Source organism: Paraburkholderia madseniana, assembly GCF_009690905.1.
Lineage (GTDB): Bacteria > Pseudomonadota > Gammaproteobacteria > Burkholderiales > Burkholderiaceae > Paraburkholderia > Paraburkholderia madseniana.
In genome coordinates, this window is the sequence record NZ_VOSW01000030.1 from 50,183 (window position 1) to 63,567 (window position 13,385).

9 protein-coding genes and 1 pseudogene are annotated in these 13,385 nt (G+C 60.2%); 6 read left to right on the top strand and 4 right to left on the bottom strand.

All coding sequences use genetic code 11. From position 1 onward, the window contains the following. Positions 1 to 110: 110 nt before the first annotated feature. From gmtX to gmtY, 3 genes are read right to left on the bottom strand one after another with little or no spacing between them, the layout of a single operon-like run. On the bottom strand, positions 111 to 776 hold the full coding sequence (gene gmtX / locus FSO04_RS17440) for a gamma-mobile-trio protein GmtX (RefSeq protein ID WP_168435721.1): 666 nt from the start codon (positions 774 to 776) through the stop codon (positions 111 to 113). Then, a complete protein-coding gene (gene gmtZ, locus FSO04_RS17445; RefSeq protein WP_154560870.1) occupies positions 773 to 3,385 on the bottom strand; it encodes a gamma-mobile-trio integrase GmtZ in 2,613 nt (870 codons plus the stop codon). The genes gmtX and gmtZ overlap by 4 nt, the downstream gene beginning before the upstream one ends. Positions 3,386 to 3,405: 20 nt before the next feature. Next, the gene (gene gmtY, locus FSO04_RS17450; protein WP_154560871.1) at positions 3,406 to 4,794 is read right to left on the bottom strand and encodes a gamma-mobile-trio recombinase GmtY; all 1,389 of its coding nucleotides are present in this window, start codon (positions 4,792 to 4,794) and stop codon (positions 3,406 to 3,408) included. A 1,627-nt stretch (positions 4,795 to 6,421) separates the two neighbouring features. Between gmtY and FSO04_RS17455 the strand changes: the two genes are divergently transcribed. From FSO04_RS17455 to FSO04_RS17475, 5 genes are all read left to right on the top strand, one after another. Beyond that, positions 6,422 to 7,654, top strand: coding sequence for a glycosyltransferase family 87 protein (locus tag FSO04_RS17455; RefSeq protein WP_154560872.1), 1,233 nt, complete (start codon positions 6,422 to 6,424; stop codon positions 7,652 to 7,654). Continuing rightward, positions 7,651 to 8,934 carry a glycosyltransferase family 87 protein gene (locus FSO04_RS17460; RefSeq protein WP_154560873.1) on the top strand — a complete coding sequence of 428 codons (1,284 nt, stop codon included), beginning with the start codon at positions 7,651 to 7,653 and terminating at the stop codon, positions 8,932 to 8,934. Before FSO04_RS17455 ends, FSO04_RS17460 begins: the two co-directional genes overlap by 4 nt. 105 nt (positions 8,935 to 9,039) lie before the next feature. Next, on the top strand, positions 9,040 to 10,089 hold the full coding sequence (locus FSO04_RS17465) for a glycosyltransferase (protein WP_154560874.1): 1,050 nt from the start codon (positions 9,040 to 9,042) through the stop codon (positions 10,087 to 10,089). A gap of 18 nt (positions 10,090 to 10,107) precedes the next feature. Next, positions 10,108 to 10,842 carry a class I SAM-dependent methyltransferase gene (locus tag FSO04_RS17470; RefSeq protein ID WP_154560875.1) on the top strand — a complete coding sequence of 245 codons (735 nt, stop codon included), beginning with the start codon at positions 10,108 to 10,110 and terminating at the stop codon, positions 10,840 to 10,842. A 7-nt stretch (positions 10,843 to 10,849) separates the two neighbouring features. After that, positions 10,850 to 11,227, top strand: coding sequence for a GtrA family protein (locus FSO04_RS17475; protein WP_154560876.1), 378 nt, complete (start codon positions 10,850 to 10,852; stop codon positions 11,225 to 11,227). Between the two features lie 479 nt (positions 11,228 to 11,706). Here the strand turns inward: FSO04_RS17475 and FSO04_RS48505 are convergent. Next, a pseudogene (locus FSO04_RS48505) lies at positions 11,707 to 11,922 on the bottom strand (DUF1269 domain-containing protein); the annotation flags it as partial. A gap of 303 nt (positions 11,923 to 12,225) precedes the next feature. Here FSO04_RS48505 and FSO04_RS17485 point away from each other — a divergent pair. Next, positions 12,226 to 13,374, top strand: coding sequence for a c-type cytochrome (locus tag FSO04_RS17485; RefSeq protein WP_154560877.1), 1,149 nt, complete (start codon positions 12,226 to 12,228; stop codon positions 13,372 to 13,374). Positions 13,375 to 13,385: the final 11 nt, after the last annotated feature.

Here is a 13,385-nt window from a genome sequence, read left to right on the forward strand (position 1 = left end):
ATTCTTCCGCAACGCATCGCGCGATCTGTCGACGAACGCCAATAACAGTTGTCTCCGTGGCATGCCGTCGACCGAGGACTGGCGCCCGCCACGGCGCGGCCTAACCGTGGTTAGCCGCTCAGTGCTTTGCGGATCGCCTTGGTGTATCCCACCTCGAAGAGCATCCTTCCTCTGCCATTGAGGATTTCTCCGTGACCACCCTCACGCCATCCCTGGTCCTCAAGAAATTGAGGCGAAATCGCTTTTTGCAAAGCGTCCCGCTCTGACGGGGTGAATTGCTGAGCTGTTGTCGGCAAAGTCGTCGTTTCGGCCGAGGTGCCGTAGGCTACGGTTGCGCCCAAGGGACGTCGATCTACCGTAACCTGCGTGTGCGCCTTCATCACGTTGAGTTGAGCCTTCAACTTGTCCCGCTCCGTGATGACGGCCTGCATGATGGAGCGGATGGCAGGGTCTTCGATTCTCAGGAGATACTCGTGACTCGCCAGGGTTTTCGGCTCTTTTAGGGCAGGCGGGCCGGCGTAAGCAGCCCACACTTCAATGAGTGCCCGGTAGTCCGCTGAGGCAGCGTTGTACAGCACACGGCCCTTCAGAATCCCTTGCGCTTCGCAGAGGCGCCCGATGTCCGAAATGGAGAAGCTTCGTGAGCCGCCTTCGTACTGGTGACGACAGACGTCGTGCAGTTTCGCGAGATTTCCTTGCCGCTGCGACCGCCCGCCTTTGGCGAGTAGTGACTCCAGGACGGCGTCCGGATGAATCATCTGTGTTGGGGCGTTCACTGGCATCCCTCCGCCAGTCGAGTGGCTACGGAGGGCCAGGACTGATCATGCCTAACTGATGACAGCAAACCGGAAAGGTCGATGCCGAAGTGCTCGCTGAGGCTACTTCCGGCGTCCATAAGGCGAATCACCTCCCGTTGACCAAGCGCGGGATTGGCCGGATTCATTTCCTGGGCGAGCCGGTTCATAAAAGCGTTGCCCAGTCGTAACTGCTCCTGCTCGGAAAGCAGCATAAAGATTGGTGGAAGGTTGTCCCTGTACAGGACGCCATCGAGCAATTGACTGCGCCGGAAAACCGCCTTGCCTGGCTCGAGGTCGGGGTAGATTTCGGCGTTCTGGCACACTCCGGCCAGTTGCAGTAGTTCGGACTCTGTTTCCTCGAAGGCGAGATGCACATCGACGAGGGTGCCAGCAGCGACGAGCTGCGCACCATCGCCCCGAGTGGATTCGAGCGCTTCCTGACAGCGCTCCATCAAGCGATAGCAGGCCACGAGATCCTCGGCGAGGTCGCTGAAGCGCTTCATCGCCGTCTCCCACACGCGTTCGGCCTGGCGGTATGCGTCGAGCCGGGCGAATGGCTGGCCAGCTTCTTCAGCATCGGCCTTCCGCCTCTTTAGGTCCTGCAGGACCTTGTCATTGGCGAGACATGCATTCCGCGCCTCATCGAAGTGGTAAGCGATAGTGTTGAAGTGCGCGCCTAGGGCAGACAGGTAGTGGGGCTCGGTCACGAACCATCGGCAGCGTACGCAGTTGCGGCTGCCGCCGGGAACATGGAGGTACTTCGGAAATTGAGATGAGCCGATATTGGGCCCCCCGTTGTAGCAGCCACCGATGGCGGAGTTTTCTTTCACTTCGCTGGTATTGCCGCCGACGAGACATAGACCGTGATGCAATGGCATCCAGCCAACGGGGTTACGGGCGGCCGGATGCTGCGGTATCGCTGCCGCGAGACTGGGTGCGCTATTGCAGATTGCCTGCTGAAGCAACTGGTCGTGCTCGGTGTCGAGCAGAAAATTCTGGATGCTGGCTTCCTTGCTGGCTTCTAGCCGTTCGGCCGCGCCGGTCAGGACGTCCCGGACATAGGCGGCACCCGGCTTTGTATAGTACAGAGTCATCATAAGGCGGCTATGGCCGACCAGCTTCTGCAAAATCGGGAAAGGTACCTGGCCATCGAGCGCCAAGGCCGTCACTAGCGCTACGCGCAGACTATGCAGGGGAAAGAGTGTTGTCGGCGATCCTGACCTTTCCGTTGGAGTCGGCAGCAGAAGAATCGGCACCCCGTTGCTGTGGGTTTCATTTCTCCTGGCCAGCCGTGTTTCTAGGGCTTCCAGCAGGGCGAACCAAGGAGATTGCATCTGCTTGTCGCTTATGACCAGGTGCTGCTCACCAACCTTTGCCTCGGGCAGCCGGAAGAGAAAGCAGGCGGCCGGATAGCTCGCCAGCTGCATCTCGCTCTTCGCCTTGAGATGGCGGGCGTCGAGCTCTGTCCATGCGGTTCGCCGCTGGATGGGATTGTATTTTTCTTGCCAGTCGCGCAGCTTTTCGAGCCAATAGAAAACCAGTTCATGAAGGCGCCCTTCCGTGGGCCATGGGAGCGTGTAGCCCTTGTCCGGTCCCGATTTGGCGATGTCCCGCGTCTTGTTGGTGTTGATGTACAGAATAGATGACATCGGTTCACCGTCCGTGAGCGGGCTTGTGCGGCGGAAAACTCCCTGCTGCAGTGGTCTGCGTTCGGAACCTTCTGCAAGGGAGCGAGGATTCAGTACCCAATTTCCCGACTGATAACGCCATGTATCAGCTTCGCCGGAGTCGAGCATGCGTACTTGGAACGTGCGTAGCGGCAGCAATAACTTGATCAGCAATGCTACCCAACGCACCGGACTCCACATCTCGAGCAATGGGCCCCCGGCAGTTCGCTGTCGAACCCGCCAGACGCAATCCGGATCGCCCCGGTCAATCTCGGCTTCCGCCACTGGAAACCATTCCGGCGCAAGGCCTCCGCGCCCAGATTCCACGCCCAACGCGCTGTGTGCCCATCGCCAGTCACGGAAGTGTGGCCCGGCTGCGAGCATTTTGCGCAGTTCGTCAATGTAGCCATAGGGTAGCGGGGAATAGACGCTCTCGTCGAGCCTGGGCAAGTCAGACTTCGAGCGGTGCGCAATCGGGTTGCGATAGTCTGGCAAGACCAACGGGTGGCCGTCGACGTCGGGCGTGCTGAACTCCTGCAATAACACGAAGTGCAGGAATAGGTGTATGTAGTTGTTGCACTCAACTCCATGCTTCGAGTCCGGACAGGCGGTCTGATAAAAATCCGGCAGGACCGTGCTGCGCGCAAGGAACACTGCCGGGTCCAGCGGGAGTGCGTGGCGCACCACATATCTTTCAAGGAAGATCGTCAGGGCGAAGAGTCGATGACTGACACCCCGGGACTCTCCTCTCATCCATTCCACCGCCAGCGCGCGCCAGGTCGCTAACTGAGGATAGTCTCGGTCGACCCAACCGAGCGCAATGTCATGTTCGCGGCGACCGCCCCCCACCTTGCTTGCCTCGGCGGTTCGGGGAACGCTTGGTGCCTTGCGTCGCAACCTGGGCGGCGATTGTTCGGTCATGTTTGGTTTTTCCTCCGTTATTACTCGTCGAGACTGTTCGGCGTGAGAAGCGGCTGCGCCCCGTCGATGGAGTCGCGTAGGCGCTGGGCACCAGCCTCCAGAGCCAGCAACGCCTCCCTCGCGGTTGGCTGGGTATAGACTTCCTGGCTTTCGGGGGAGGCATGGTGCATGAAGCGACGGATGAGCGCTTTATCGATGCCCGCATTCTTCAAGCGTCGGCCGTAGGCGTGGCGGTGTCCGTGTGGGGTTGTGCCGAGCGACTTGGCAACCGGCAGGCCTAGGCGCTCGCAGGCTGCCGCATGGGCCTTGTTGTATTGGGCCAGGCAATACATTCCGCCGACTGGCGAGCGCCGCAAATTGACGAATGCAAACGGGTGACCCCGATCGACACACGCTACCTCTTCCAGGTAGCAATACCAGAGCTTCAGAAAGAGTTCGCCATACTCCGGCAGGAACCAGTACGCCTGCTTATAGTAAGGAGCATCATGCGTACCGCCTTTCCAGCCGGCTCCCCGGCTGTCCATGAGTTCGGTACGGGGCACCAGGCAGAATTTCTCGGCGAGGTAGGCGGCCCTGTTCCCTTTCCTGGGTTTGCTGCGTGCATCGCTCCAGTCTGCGGGTGCCGCCCCGTGGGCCGGATGATGAATGAGCACCATCGCCCGACGGCTGTTGGCCGGATCGGGGAACACGTCCCCGATGTACAGGTGAAAAGGCTCGGACTCCCGGAAACCCGCGCCGTGCAACAGCAGTGTGATGAGCATGTTGCGATAGTCATGTCGGCCAGCAACTTTGAAGCCCTTCAGCAGCAGGTCCATGAAACGGTCGTCCGGAAAGGCGGGAGGGTCCCCTTTTTCGACTTTCGGCAGGCGCCGTGCAAGCACCCTGTGCCCCGTTATCTCCGGGGTTGGATTGGCAGCCCAGGTGTGTCCAAGGAACGCTCTGTCCCGTCGATACTGATAGGCAGCCTCGTCAGTTATGCGGTCATAGAGAGCCCCGACATAGCGTGGATTCACCTTCGCCGCTGCAGGCCGCATTTCTGCGAGCCAGTCGAAGAAATCGGTGAGATGGGTCACTATGTGTCCGGCGTCCTGCACTGACCTCGGCTGCCAGCACAGACCGCTGGGATCCAGACCGCTCTCACGGTCGAAGGTACCGGTATAAAGCCGCTGGGCAAAATTCTGGAACAGGTGGTGAGTATCACGCTCGGCTGGATTGCTTTGCAGATACTCCAGGAACATCCGCACCGACCGGATCACCTTGGTCATCCAGGAAAGGCTGCGATCATGGGTCCGAGACAGGCAATAGTCGAGCAGCGGTTCCAGTACGCCCGCTGGTGTGAGCAACGCGGGAATCTCTGTAAACACGCCGGTCGCATCGGTATGGACACGGGCCTTGACGGCGACGAACATTGGGATCCTCTGCGGCAGTGCTGGGAGCGCGTCACCATCGGCCAGCCGGTCTGGCGGTGACGTGGCTGCGATTGCTTGGCTTGCGGGTTCGCGACCATCGCTTTCACGTCTGTCGGAAGCAATATCTTCTAGCCCGTCCCGGATCGCGCCGAGAAACGGTACGAAAACAAGGACGTCATCAGTCTTCCGAGTACGGCGAATGATACTTGTTCGGCGTCGCGCCAAAACACATCGTCACACACCACCTGCCGAGATCCTCGTTCACTGACCTTGAACGGCGCACGGTCCCGATAGTCTTGGCAGCGAAGAGCGCGAGTGATTGCATATCTCGCTGGCATAACCGATGGTCGATGACAATCCGTTGTACTCAAGGCTCTGAATTTCGAGACCACGATAACACGTAGCCAAGGTGGGTCAATATATCGTCGTTACGCGGGAAAGATATGAGCGCAGCGCATGCAGATCAGAATGCTTTGCGTGCACCGACCCCCGATCACATGCATGCCGTAGGCCTCGCTCAGTGTGTGGCGTTAGAGCCTTGGACCATCGAGTGTTTGCCGAGCATGCTCGTCCCTGAGGGTGGTCCGCTTACGCAATCGACACTCCCCGTGTGCACAACTTGGCTGCCCACACCTCAAGGGCGTGGACAGCCGCCCTCTGGGCGGTGCCCAAGTTGCACACACTCGATGCTGACGCGCCGGCTACGCCGGCTTGCCCTAGTGAGAAATAGTTCTTGAAACCCGTTTGATCTAACACGGATCCGAGAGGGACGTCTTGGCAAGGTGCAACACCAAAGCTACATCGTATGCAAAGCGAAGGTATGACTTGTGACGCCATAGGGCAAATAAACACCCCAGCATGAGAGGTGTTGAATCGTAATTTCAGCCAAAACCCCCGAACTATGTATTTCGAATTGGGGGGAATAACCTAAGCCGGAGCCCGCTAGTCAGTCGGCGACCACCATCTGTTCTCTTTCCATCCGCGCTGTCTTTGATGATTGCAGCGGCGTATGTGAAGAAATTTCCCCGTGGCTGACTCCAGTCGCGTTTTCAGGTTCTTTCTCGTACCTGCTACCTGAATCGCGCCGGTCGTCACGTCGTCGACTTCCGCGCCCTTTCCTTCGCAAGCTCTGGGCCAGCTTCCCCAAATGCCAGGAAATACGGAGGTGACACCGGTTTGCGTGTTGTCCAATTCCACCTCCGGCGCACAGGTTGTCTCTAATCTGCGACGATTTTGGGCGCCAAGCCGCCGGAGGCAGAATCCCGGAGAGGCCCGCCGTTCGGTGCTCTGCGGAAAACATCTCGCGATTTACCCTGGTTCGGTCAGGACGCCGGCGTCGATGAGATCGACGGCATTTCCATGGGCCTGCCAGTCCGAACCGTCTCAAAGTTGACACGCGACTGATCCAGGACGCCAGAAAAGGCGTCGAATTTGCGCTGTGACGCGTGACTTTGACGGTGGCCACGACCGGTGAGGAAAACGATGGCTTGAAAGTCGAAGTATTTCCTACAACAATGAATCGACCACAGGCGCGCGATGAACCATTCGTTCGCTTAGGAATGGAAACCAAAAAAATCAGATAGACCGGGTGAGAAAAAATATCCGGCTCTCGTGCAAGGCGGGGATCATGTACTTTTCAGATCGGGGAGCGCTCGGCGCCGAACGTTGCATCCATAGCTGGCTGACACGCGAACGCGTGCTGCTGTACAGCTGCGCGATGCTCGTGCTTTGCGCCATCCTGCTGGCGGCATGGGGTTGGACTAGCGGCGGGTTCATGGCGACTGACGTCACCCGACCAGGCGTCGACTTTTCGGTGTTCTGGACTGCGTCGCATGTGATGCTGACCGGCTCACCGGCGGCGGTCTACGACTATCCAACGTTTTCACGGGCCGAAGCGGAGCTATTTGGCGCGCATGGTTTTTTGCCGTGGCTTTATCCGCCCACATTGCTGCTGCTGTTCGCACCGCTTGCTTTATTGCCGTACGCGCCCTGCTACCTGTTGTTCGTGTGCGTTGGCGCCTGGCTGTTTGCGGCCGGCACGCAGGGGGTTACCGGTTTCGCTGCTCACTTTCGGCGCCCGCAGTTTGCCGCCCTCGTCGTGCTCGCATATCCAGGCGTCTTTGCTGCAGCAGTCGTTGGGCAGAATGCGTTGATTACCGCCGCGCTGATGGCCTTCGCCGTTCGCTGGACCGAGCGACATCCTGTACGCGCAGGCATCTGCATCGGCTTGCTGGCAATCAAACCGCAACTAGCCGTGCTATTTCCAGTTGTGCTGATCGCAGCGCGCGCATGGAAAACCATGTGGGTGGCAGCAATCAGTGCTGCCGGGTTTGTTGGAATCAGTGTACTCGTGTGTGGCACACAATCGCTTCGCGCATTTATGGTCGGCACTAGCGTGGCGCGCGAGTTGGTGCTCGAGAATCGCGTGCTGTACTGGCCTTCCTCTCCGACGCCATTTGCCGCGCTGCGTCTCGCGGATGCGTCTGCCGCCATGGCTTATGCTGCACAAGGCGCAGTCGCATTGATCGCTGCTGCGGCCGCGTGCTATGTGTGGCGGCGCACAGACGATCTGCGAATGCGGGCTGCGGCGATTGCGGTAGCGACGCTGCTCGCCAACCCCTACGTATGGTTCTACGAACTGACCTGGCTCGGTGTTGCACTCGTCTGTCTTGCTGCTTGCGGCCTTGAAAAGGGTTGGCGGCGCGGCGAGCAGGCCGTTCTGGTACTTGCGTGGCTGCTGCCGGTACACGAATTCTTCAACCGCCTGAGTCACTTGCCGCAAATCGGACCGGTCGTGTTGCTGCTTGTTCTGCTCGTTATCGTGCGGCGCACGCGGCTCGATGCGCAGGGGGCGGTATGAACCTGCGCGCGTTTCGCCATGCCTCGGCGAAATGCCGGCCGCTGCCGGTATTGCACGCAGCGGGTCCGGCGAGGCGTCCGCATTGGCTCAACGCGGATCGTCTGCGGCTATACCCGATCATCGTATTTGGGTGCTACGCATTATTCATCGCAATCTTGCTGGTCCGGATGAGCGGGCAGAACGGGCTGAGCGGCACGAGTCCATTCGTGGTCGATTTCCTGCCGTTCTGGAGTGCAGCAGTTCTTGCGCTGCATGGGCACGCAGTCGACGCCTATAACGTAAAGGCGCTGTCCGTGATCGAGATCGGCACGGTGCCGTACCTCGGCACCGTCAACGGCGTCCTGCCGTGGCTGTATCCGCCAAACACGTTGCTGCTGGTCGTTCCGCTCGCGCTGCTTCCCTACAAGGCAGCTGCGGTGCTATGGCTCGGTGGTGCATACGCGTTCTTCGTCAAGGTGATCCGGGTCATCGTGCCGGACCGGCACGCTATCCTGCCCGTGCTGTTCTTTCCTGGTGCGCTTTTCGTCATCAGCACCGGGCAAAACGGCTTGCTGACAGCCGCGCTCGCAGGGTGCGGACTTGTATGGTTGCGCCGCCGGCCGGTTGCTGCAGGGGTCTGTCTGGGCCTGTTGTGCATGAAGCCGCAACTGGTCCTGCTGTTTCCGCTGGCGCTGCTGTGCTCCCGGTCCTGGCGCGCGCTGGCTGCCTTCGTGTTGACGGCCGGGGCCACACTCGCGCTTGCGGTGCTCGTGTTCGGCGCTCAAACGCTAACTGCATTCCTGCATAACACCGGGATTGCCGCTTACAGCATCGAGTCCGCACACGCCACGCTGGCACGAGTGCCAACTGTATTCGCGCTCGCTACGTTGGTTCATGCGCCGGCTGGGCTCGCTTACGCGGCGCAGGGCGCGTGTGCGCTGATCGCCGCGGCTGCCGTCTGTTACGGGTGGAGCCGTGAATGCTCGTATGCCCTGCGTGCGGCAACGTTGATCTGCGCGAGCCTGCTCGTGAGTCCATATCTCTACGACTACGATCTCGCCTGGTTCGGTGTGCTGATCGCGTGGTATTGCCGGCATGCGCTGGTCGCGGGTTGGGAGCGCGGCGAACGGGAATGGCTGGCCGCGCTCTGGATCGCGCCGCTCGGGGGCATGTTGATCATGGCATGCGGGCCGTTCCAGTTCTTGCCGTTGATCTCGCTGACAACGCTCGGGATGCTGCTGCGGCGCATCGCGCTGGAAAGGCGCGCGGCCCCGGTCTTCCAACGTTATGCCGACGAGTGAGGGCCACTACACAAAAGAAGAAAATGCCGGAGAAAAACGTGCGCGATGTGTGGCCCACATTCCCACCGGCTCATAGCATCAAATCAGAATTACGGGGAGGTAATCATGTTTGAACAAAATAATATTTCATTGATTTCACTGGTAGTGCCGTTCTACAACGAAGGCGAGGCGGTAGATCATTTCTTTAGCGAGATCGTTCCGGTTCTCGAGGGGATTGCATCGACGCGTTTCGAAATAGTCTGCGTCAACGACGGCAGCAGCGATTGCACGCTCGATAAGCTGATCGCCGCCAGCGTGCGCGACGCGCGCATACGTGTCATCGACCTGACGCGAAACTTCGGCAAGGAGGCGGCGTTGACGGCCGGTATCGACGAAGCATTCGGCGACGCGGTGATTCCTATTGACGCGGATCTTCAGGACCCGCCGAGCCTGATCCCGGTGATGATCGAACATTGGCGCAGCGGAGCAGAAGTGGTTGCCGCCAAACGGTCTAACCGCGCGTGCGACACCTTCGCGAAACGCACCGCCGCCGCGATCTACTATCGCGTTCACAATGCGCTGTCTGAAGTGAAGCTGCCGGAGAACGTCGGCGACTTCAGGCTGATGGACCGCCAGGTCGTCAATGCACTGCGAAGCTTGCCGGAGCGTCGGCGCTTCATGAAAGGGCTGTTTGCGTGGGTCGGATATCGGACCGTGATTGTCGAATACCAGCGCGAGCCGCGCAGCGCCGGTCATTCGAAATTCTCCGGATGGCGGTTGTGGAATTTTGCGCTCGAAGGCATCACGAGCTTCAGCACCGTGCCGCTGCGGAGCTGGAGCTATATCGGCCTTGCGATCGCCACAGTGTCTTTTGTGTACGGCGGCTTCATCATCGGCCGCACGCTGTGGCTCGGCAACCCGGTGCCGGGCTACGCGTCACTGCTTTCCGTGATGCTGTTCATGGGGGGTATCGAGTTGATTGGGATCGGCGTGGTCGGCGAATACATCGGCCGAATCTACTACGAGACGAAGGGGCGGCCGGTCTATCTCGTGCGCCGCCGCTATCAGGAAAGTAGCAAGATCAGCACGCTGCCCGTCGGGCGCAACAGCGCACGCATGTCGAACACCCTGCGGTTCGAACCCTCGCGCAAACGCGTGCGGTTCGCTGGCCGCTGAATCGTGGAGGTATGAATCATGTCCCCCGATGCTTATCTTCAGATGGCCGAAACCGAGGCCGAACATTGGTGGTTTCGCGGCCGGCGCGATGTGTTGAGCTCGGTGCTGCGTCGCCTTATGTTGCCCTCCGGCGCGCGCGTGCTCGAAGTGGGCTCCGGCACCGGCGGCAACCTGGAAATGCTGGCCGAGTTCGGCAGTGTGAGCGGAATGGAGATGGACGAGACAGCGCGGATGCTGACCGCAAAAAGCACCGGAGAGCGTTTCGATATTCGCGCAGGACGTTGCCCGGATGATCTGCCTTTCGACTCCGAACGCTTCGACCTGATCTGTTTTTTCGATTGCCTCGAGCACATTGCCGACGACGTTGGCTCGCTTGCGCGCATGCGGGAAGTACTGGCCCCCGGCGGGAAAATCGTCGTAACAGTGCCGGCGTACCAATGGCTGTGGAGCGCGCACGACGTTTATCTTCATCATCACAGACGGTACGGTCGAACGGCGCTCGCGGCGTGCGCCGATGAGGCAGGGTATCGGATCGAACGCATGACTTACTTCAACACGCTGCTGCTTCCGCTGGCGATTGCCGTGCGTTTTATCGATCGTCTGCTCAAGCACGATCGGTCGAGCGGCGATGCCACGCCGACCGGTGCTCTGAACATGCTCTTCTATCGGATCTTCAGTGCCGAGCGTCACTGGGTGTCACATGGCGCGTTGCCATGCGGCGTGTCGCTGCTCGCTGTGCTGACAGCGAAGTGACACCGGCATGAAAAACAGCACCGAGTTGACAAGACTGATCCGCTTCGGTGTTTGCGGACTGTCGGCGACTGCCCTGCATGTCGGCGTGGCCGTCGCGTTGATATCACACGCCGGTACGTCGCAGTTTCTCGCGAATACGGTCGCGTTCGCATGCGCGACCTGCTGGTCGTACCTTGTGAACACGCTCTGGAGTTTTTCGTCGTCGCTGCGTGTGCGGAACGTCTGGCGATTCATCACTGTTTCGCTTGCCGGTGCGGCCTTGACCGGACTGGTGTCCTACCTCGCGCAGATTACGGGGGCCGGACCATGGATAGGGATTGCGATGGTTGTTTGTGCGGTAACGCCGCTCACTTTTGTCACACACCGTCGCTGGACATATCGATAGAACGTGGACATCTGCGTATCGCCGCGCTCTTCATGGAGAACGGGAAGCCGTTAAACGGGCTGGGACGATGGCATGTAACGAGTTATCGTTATCGCGCAGATCCGACGAACGGGAGGCGCTAATACCACCCGATACCATCAGTTGCACACGGGTCGAGCCAGATCATCCAGGAGAGAAAAAGCCCCGCAAGTCGTTGACTTTACGGGGGTTTTCAGAATACCGCAGCTCATGCCGGAACAACTTTTGGTGCCAGGGCCGGAATGGGAAAATTCCGGCTATCGCTTTGCTGGAGCGGGTTCGTGGAATTTTGCCGGTACGGATACCACCAAAAATACCACCGGGCGTGGGTACTAGGTCATTCACGTGCTTTTGGCTGGCCATTCTGTCTTTTGCATATGTCTCATGTCGAGACTCCGCTTGACGCGTATTGGGCCGTATTCGACCCAAAGGGGGCGCCGATGGCCTCGTCTAAATACAACCAGTGCGACGAGGCCGAGAAGCGCGCCGGTCGCACCGCTGAGCGCCACGCCGCGTTCGAGCGAGTGCACGACGTCGCTGCTTTGCAGCAAGGATGTCTCGGGTAACTGTTCGAGTGCGACACTGTGATTCGCGAGGACATGGATATGTCGCGATGTGATCCGCGCCGGCAGCAAGTCGTCGTACGCACGTCGCACACGTGAACAGACCCTAAACACCCGGCGCCCTTGGGAAACGGCTGCCTCGGCAACCAATGCTGGAGGCGGCCGTTTTGTATTGCATCGCGGCAAGTGACTCCTCCATTCGCGCGATCCGTATATGGGGCGCGCTTCCCCCTGGCGCTGTCTTGCACGATGCAGAGGAGAGGACTACCTTTGTTTTAGGGCCGCTTACAACGCTCAGCGAAGCGGTCCTGGCAGAAGTGCCGGCGCAGGCAGTACGAAGTACGGCAAGGCGGCACAACGACGCCAGGAGCCTTTTTTGTTAGCGGCTCCAACGAGTGACACGCAGCGAGGTGGCCTATGTCGCTTGCGATTGCCCTGATCCTGATCATCGTATTGGCGGTGGGGTTTCACTTTGCCAGTCCCTGGTGGATCACGCCGATCGCCTCGAACTGGGTGCGCATGGACGACATGCTGACGATCACGCTCGTCATTACCGGCGCGCTCTTCGTCGCGATCAACCTGTTCATCGTGATCGCACTGGTGCGCTACCGCCACCGCAGGGGTCATCGCGCTGCTTACGAGCCGCACAACAAGCGGCTGGAATGGTGGCTGATCGGCCTGACCACTGTCGGCGTGGCAGCGTTGCTGGCGCCGGGGCTCTTCGTCTACGCAGACTTCGTACGGCCGCCGCGCAACGTGCTGCAGATGGAAGTGCTCGCCCAGCAATGGCAATGGCGCTTCCGCTTTGCCGGCCCCGGTGGCAAGCTGGGCACGACGGACGTGCGCTACATCAGCAACGACAACCCCTTCGGCCTGAACCCCGGCGACCCCAACGGCCGTGACAACTACCTGATCGAGACGCCCGAGGTGCACCTGCCGCTCAACCGGCCGATCCAGGTCCTGACACGGTCGCGCGACGTGCTGCACGACTTCTACGTACCGCCGTTCCGTGCGCGCATGAACATAGTGCCCGGCATGGTGACCACCTTCTGGTTTACGCCGACCAAGGCAGGGCGTTACGACATCCTGTGCGCGCAGCTTTGCGGTATCGGGCACTCCAACATGCGCGGCGTGGTGGTGGTGGAAGACGAAGCATCGTTCTCGCGCTGGCTGGCGCAGCAGAGCACGTTCGCGCAGCGGCAGCAGGCCAAGGTGCAGGCCGCACCCGCCGCTGCAGGCGGCAGCGCCCAGGCGCTCGCTGATCAGGGCAAGACGCTCGCAGAGGCCAAGGGCTGCTTCGCCTGCCATACCGTGGACGGCAGTCCGCGCGTGGGCCCCACATGGAAGGGCCTGTACGGCAAGACCGAAACGATGGCCGACGGCAGCACCGCGAAGGTGGACGAGGCCTATCTGCGCGCCTTCATCCGCGATCCGAAGGCCCGCGTCGTGAAGGGCTTCGCACCCATCATGCCGAACTTCGACCTGAGCGAGCAGGAGCTGACCGCGCTGGTGACCTACATCGAATCGCAAGGCGGCCCGGCCGCCATCAGCGCAGCCAAACCCTAGCGGAGCAGACG

Bases quoted from the DNA above. Each gene is read 5' to 3' on its own strand.
- FSO04_RS17485 (WP_154560877.1), top strand. From the start codon at position 12,226: ATGTCGCTTGCGATTGCCCTGATCCTGATCATCGTATTGGCGGTGGGG.
- FSO04_RS17465 (WP_154560874.1), top strand. From the start codon at position 9,040: ATGTTTGAACAAAATAATATTTCATTGATTTCACTGGTAGTGCCGTTC.
- FSO04_RS17475 (WP_154560876.1), top strand. From the start codon at position 10,850: ATGAAAAACAGCACCGAGTTGACAAGACTGATCCGCTTCGGTGTTTGC.
- FSO04_RS17455 (WP_154560872.1), top strand. From the start codon at position 6,422: ATGTACTTTTCAGATCGGGGAGCGCTCGGCGCCGAACGTTGCATCCAT.
- FSO04_RS17470 (WP_154560875.1), top strand. From the start codon at position 10,108: ATGTCCCCCGATGCTTATCTTCAGATGGCCGAAACCGAGGCCGAACAT.
- FSO04_RS17460 (WP_154560873.1), top strand. From the start codon at position 7,651: ATGAACCTGCGCGCGTTTCGCCATGCCTCGGCGAAATGCCGGCCGCTG.
- gmtY (WP_154560871.1), bottom strand. From the start codon at position 4,794: ATGTTCGTCGCCGTCAAGGCCCGTGTCCATACCGATGCGACCGGCGTG.
- gmtZ (WP_154560870.1), bottom strand. From the start codon at position 3,385: ATGACCGAACAATCGCCGCCCAGGTTGCGACGCAAGGCACCAAGCGTT.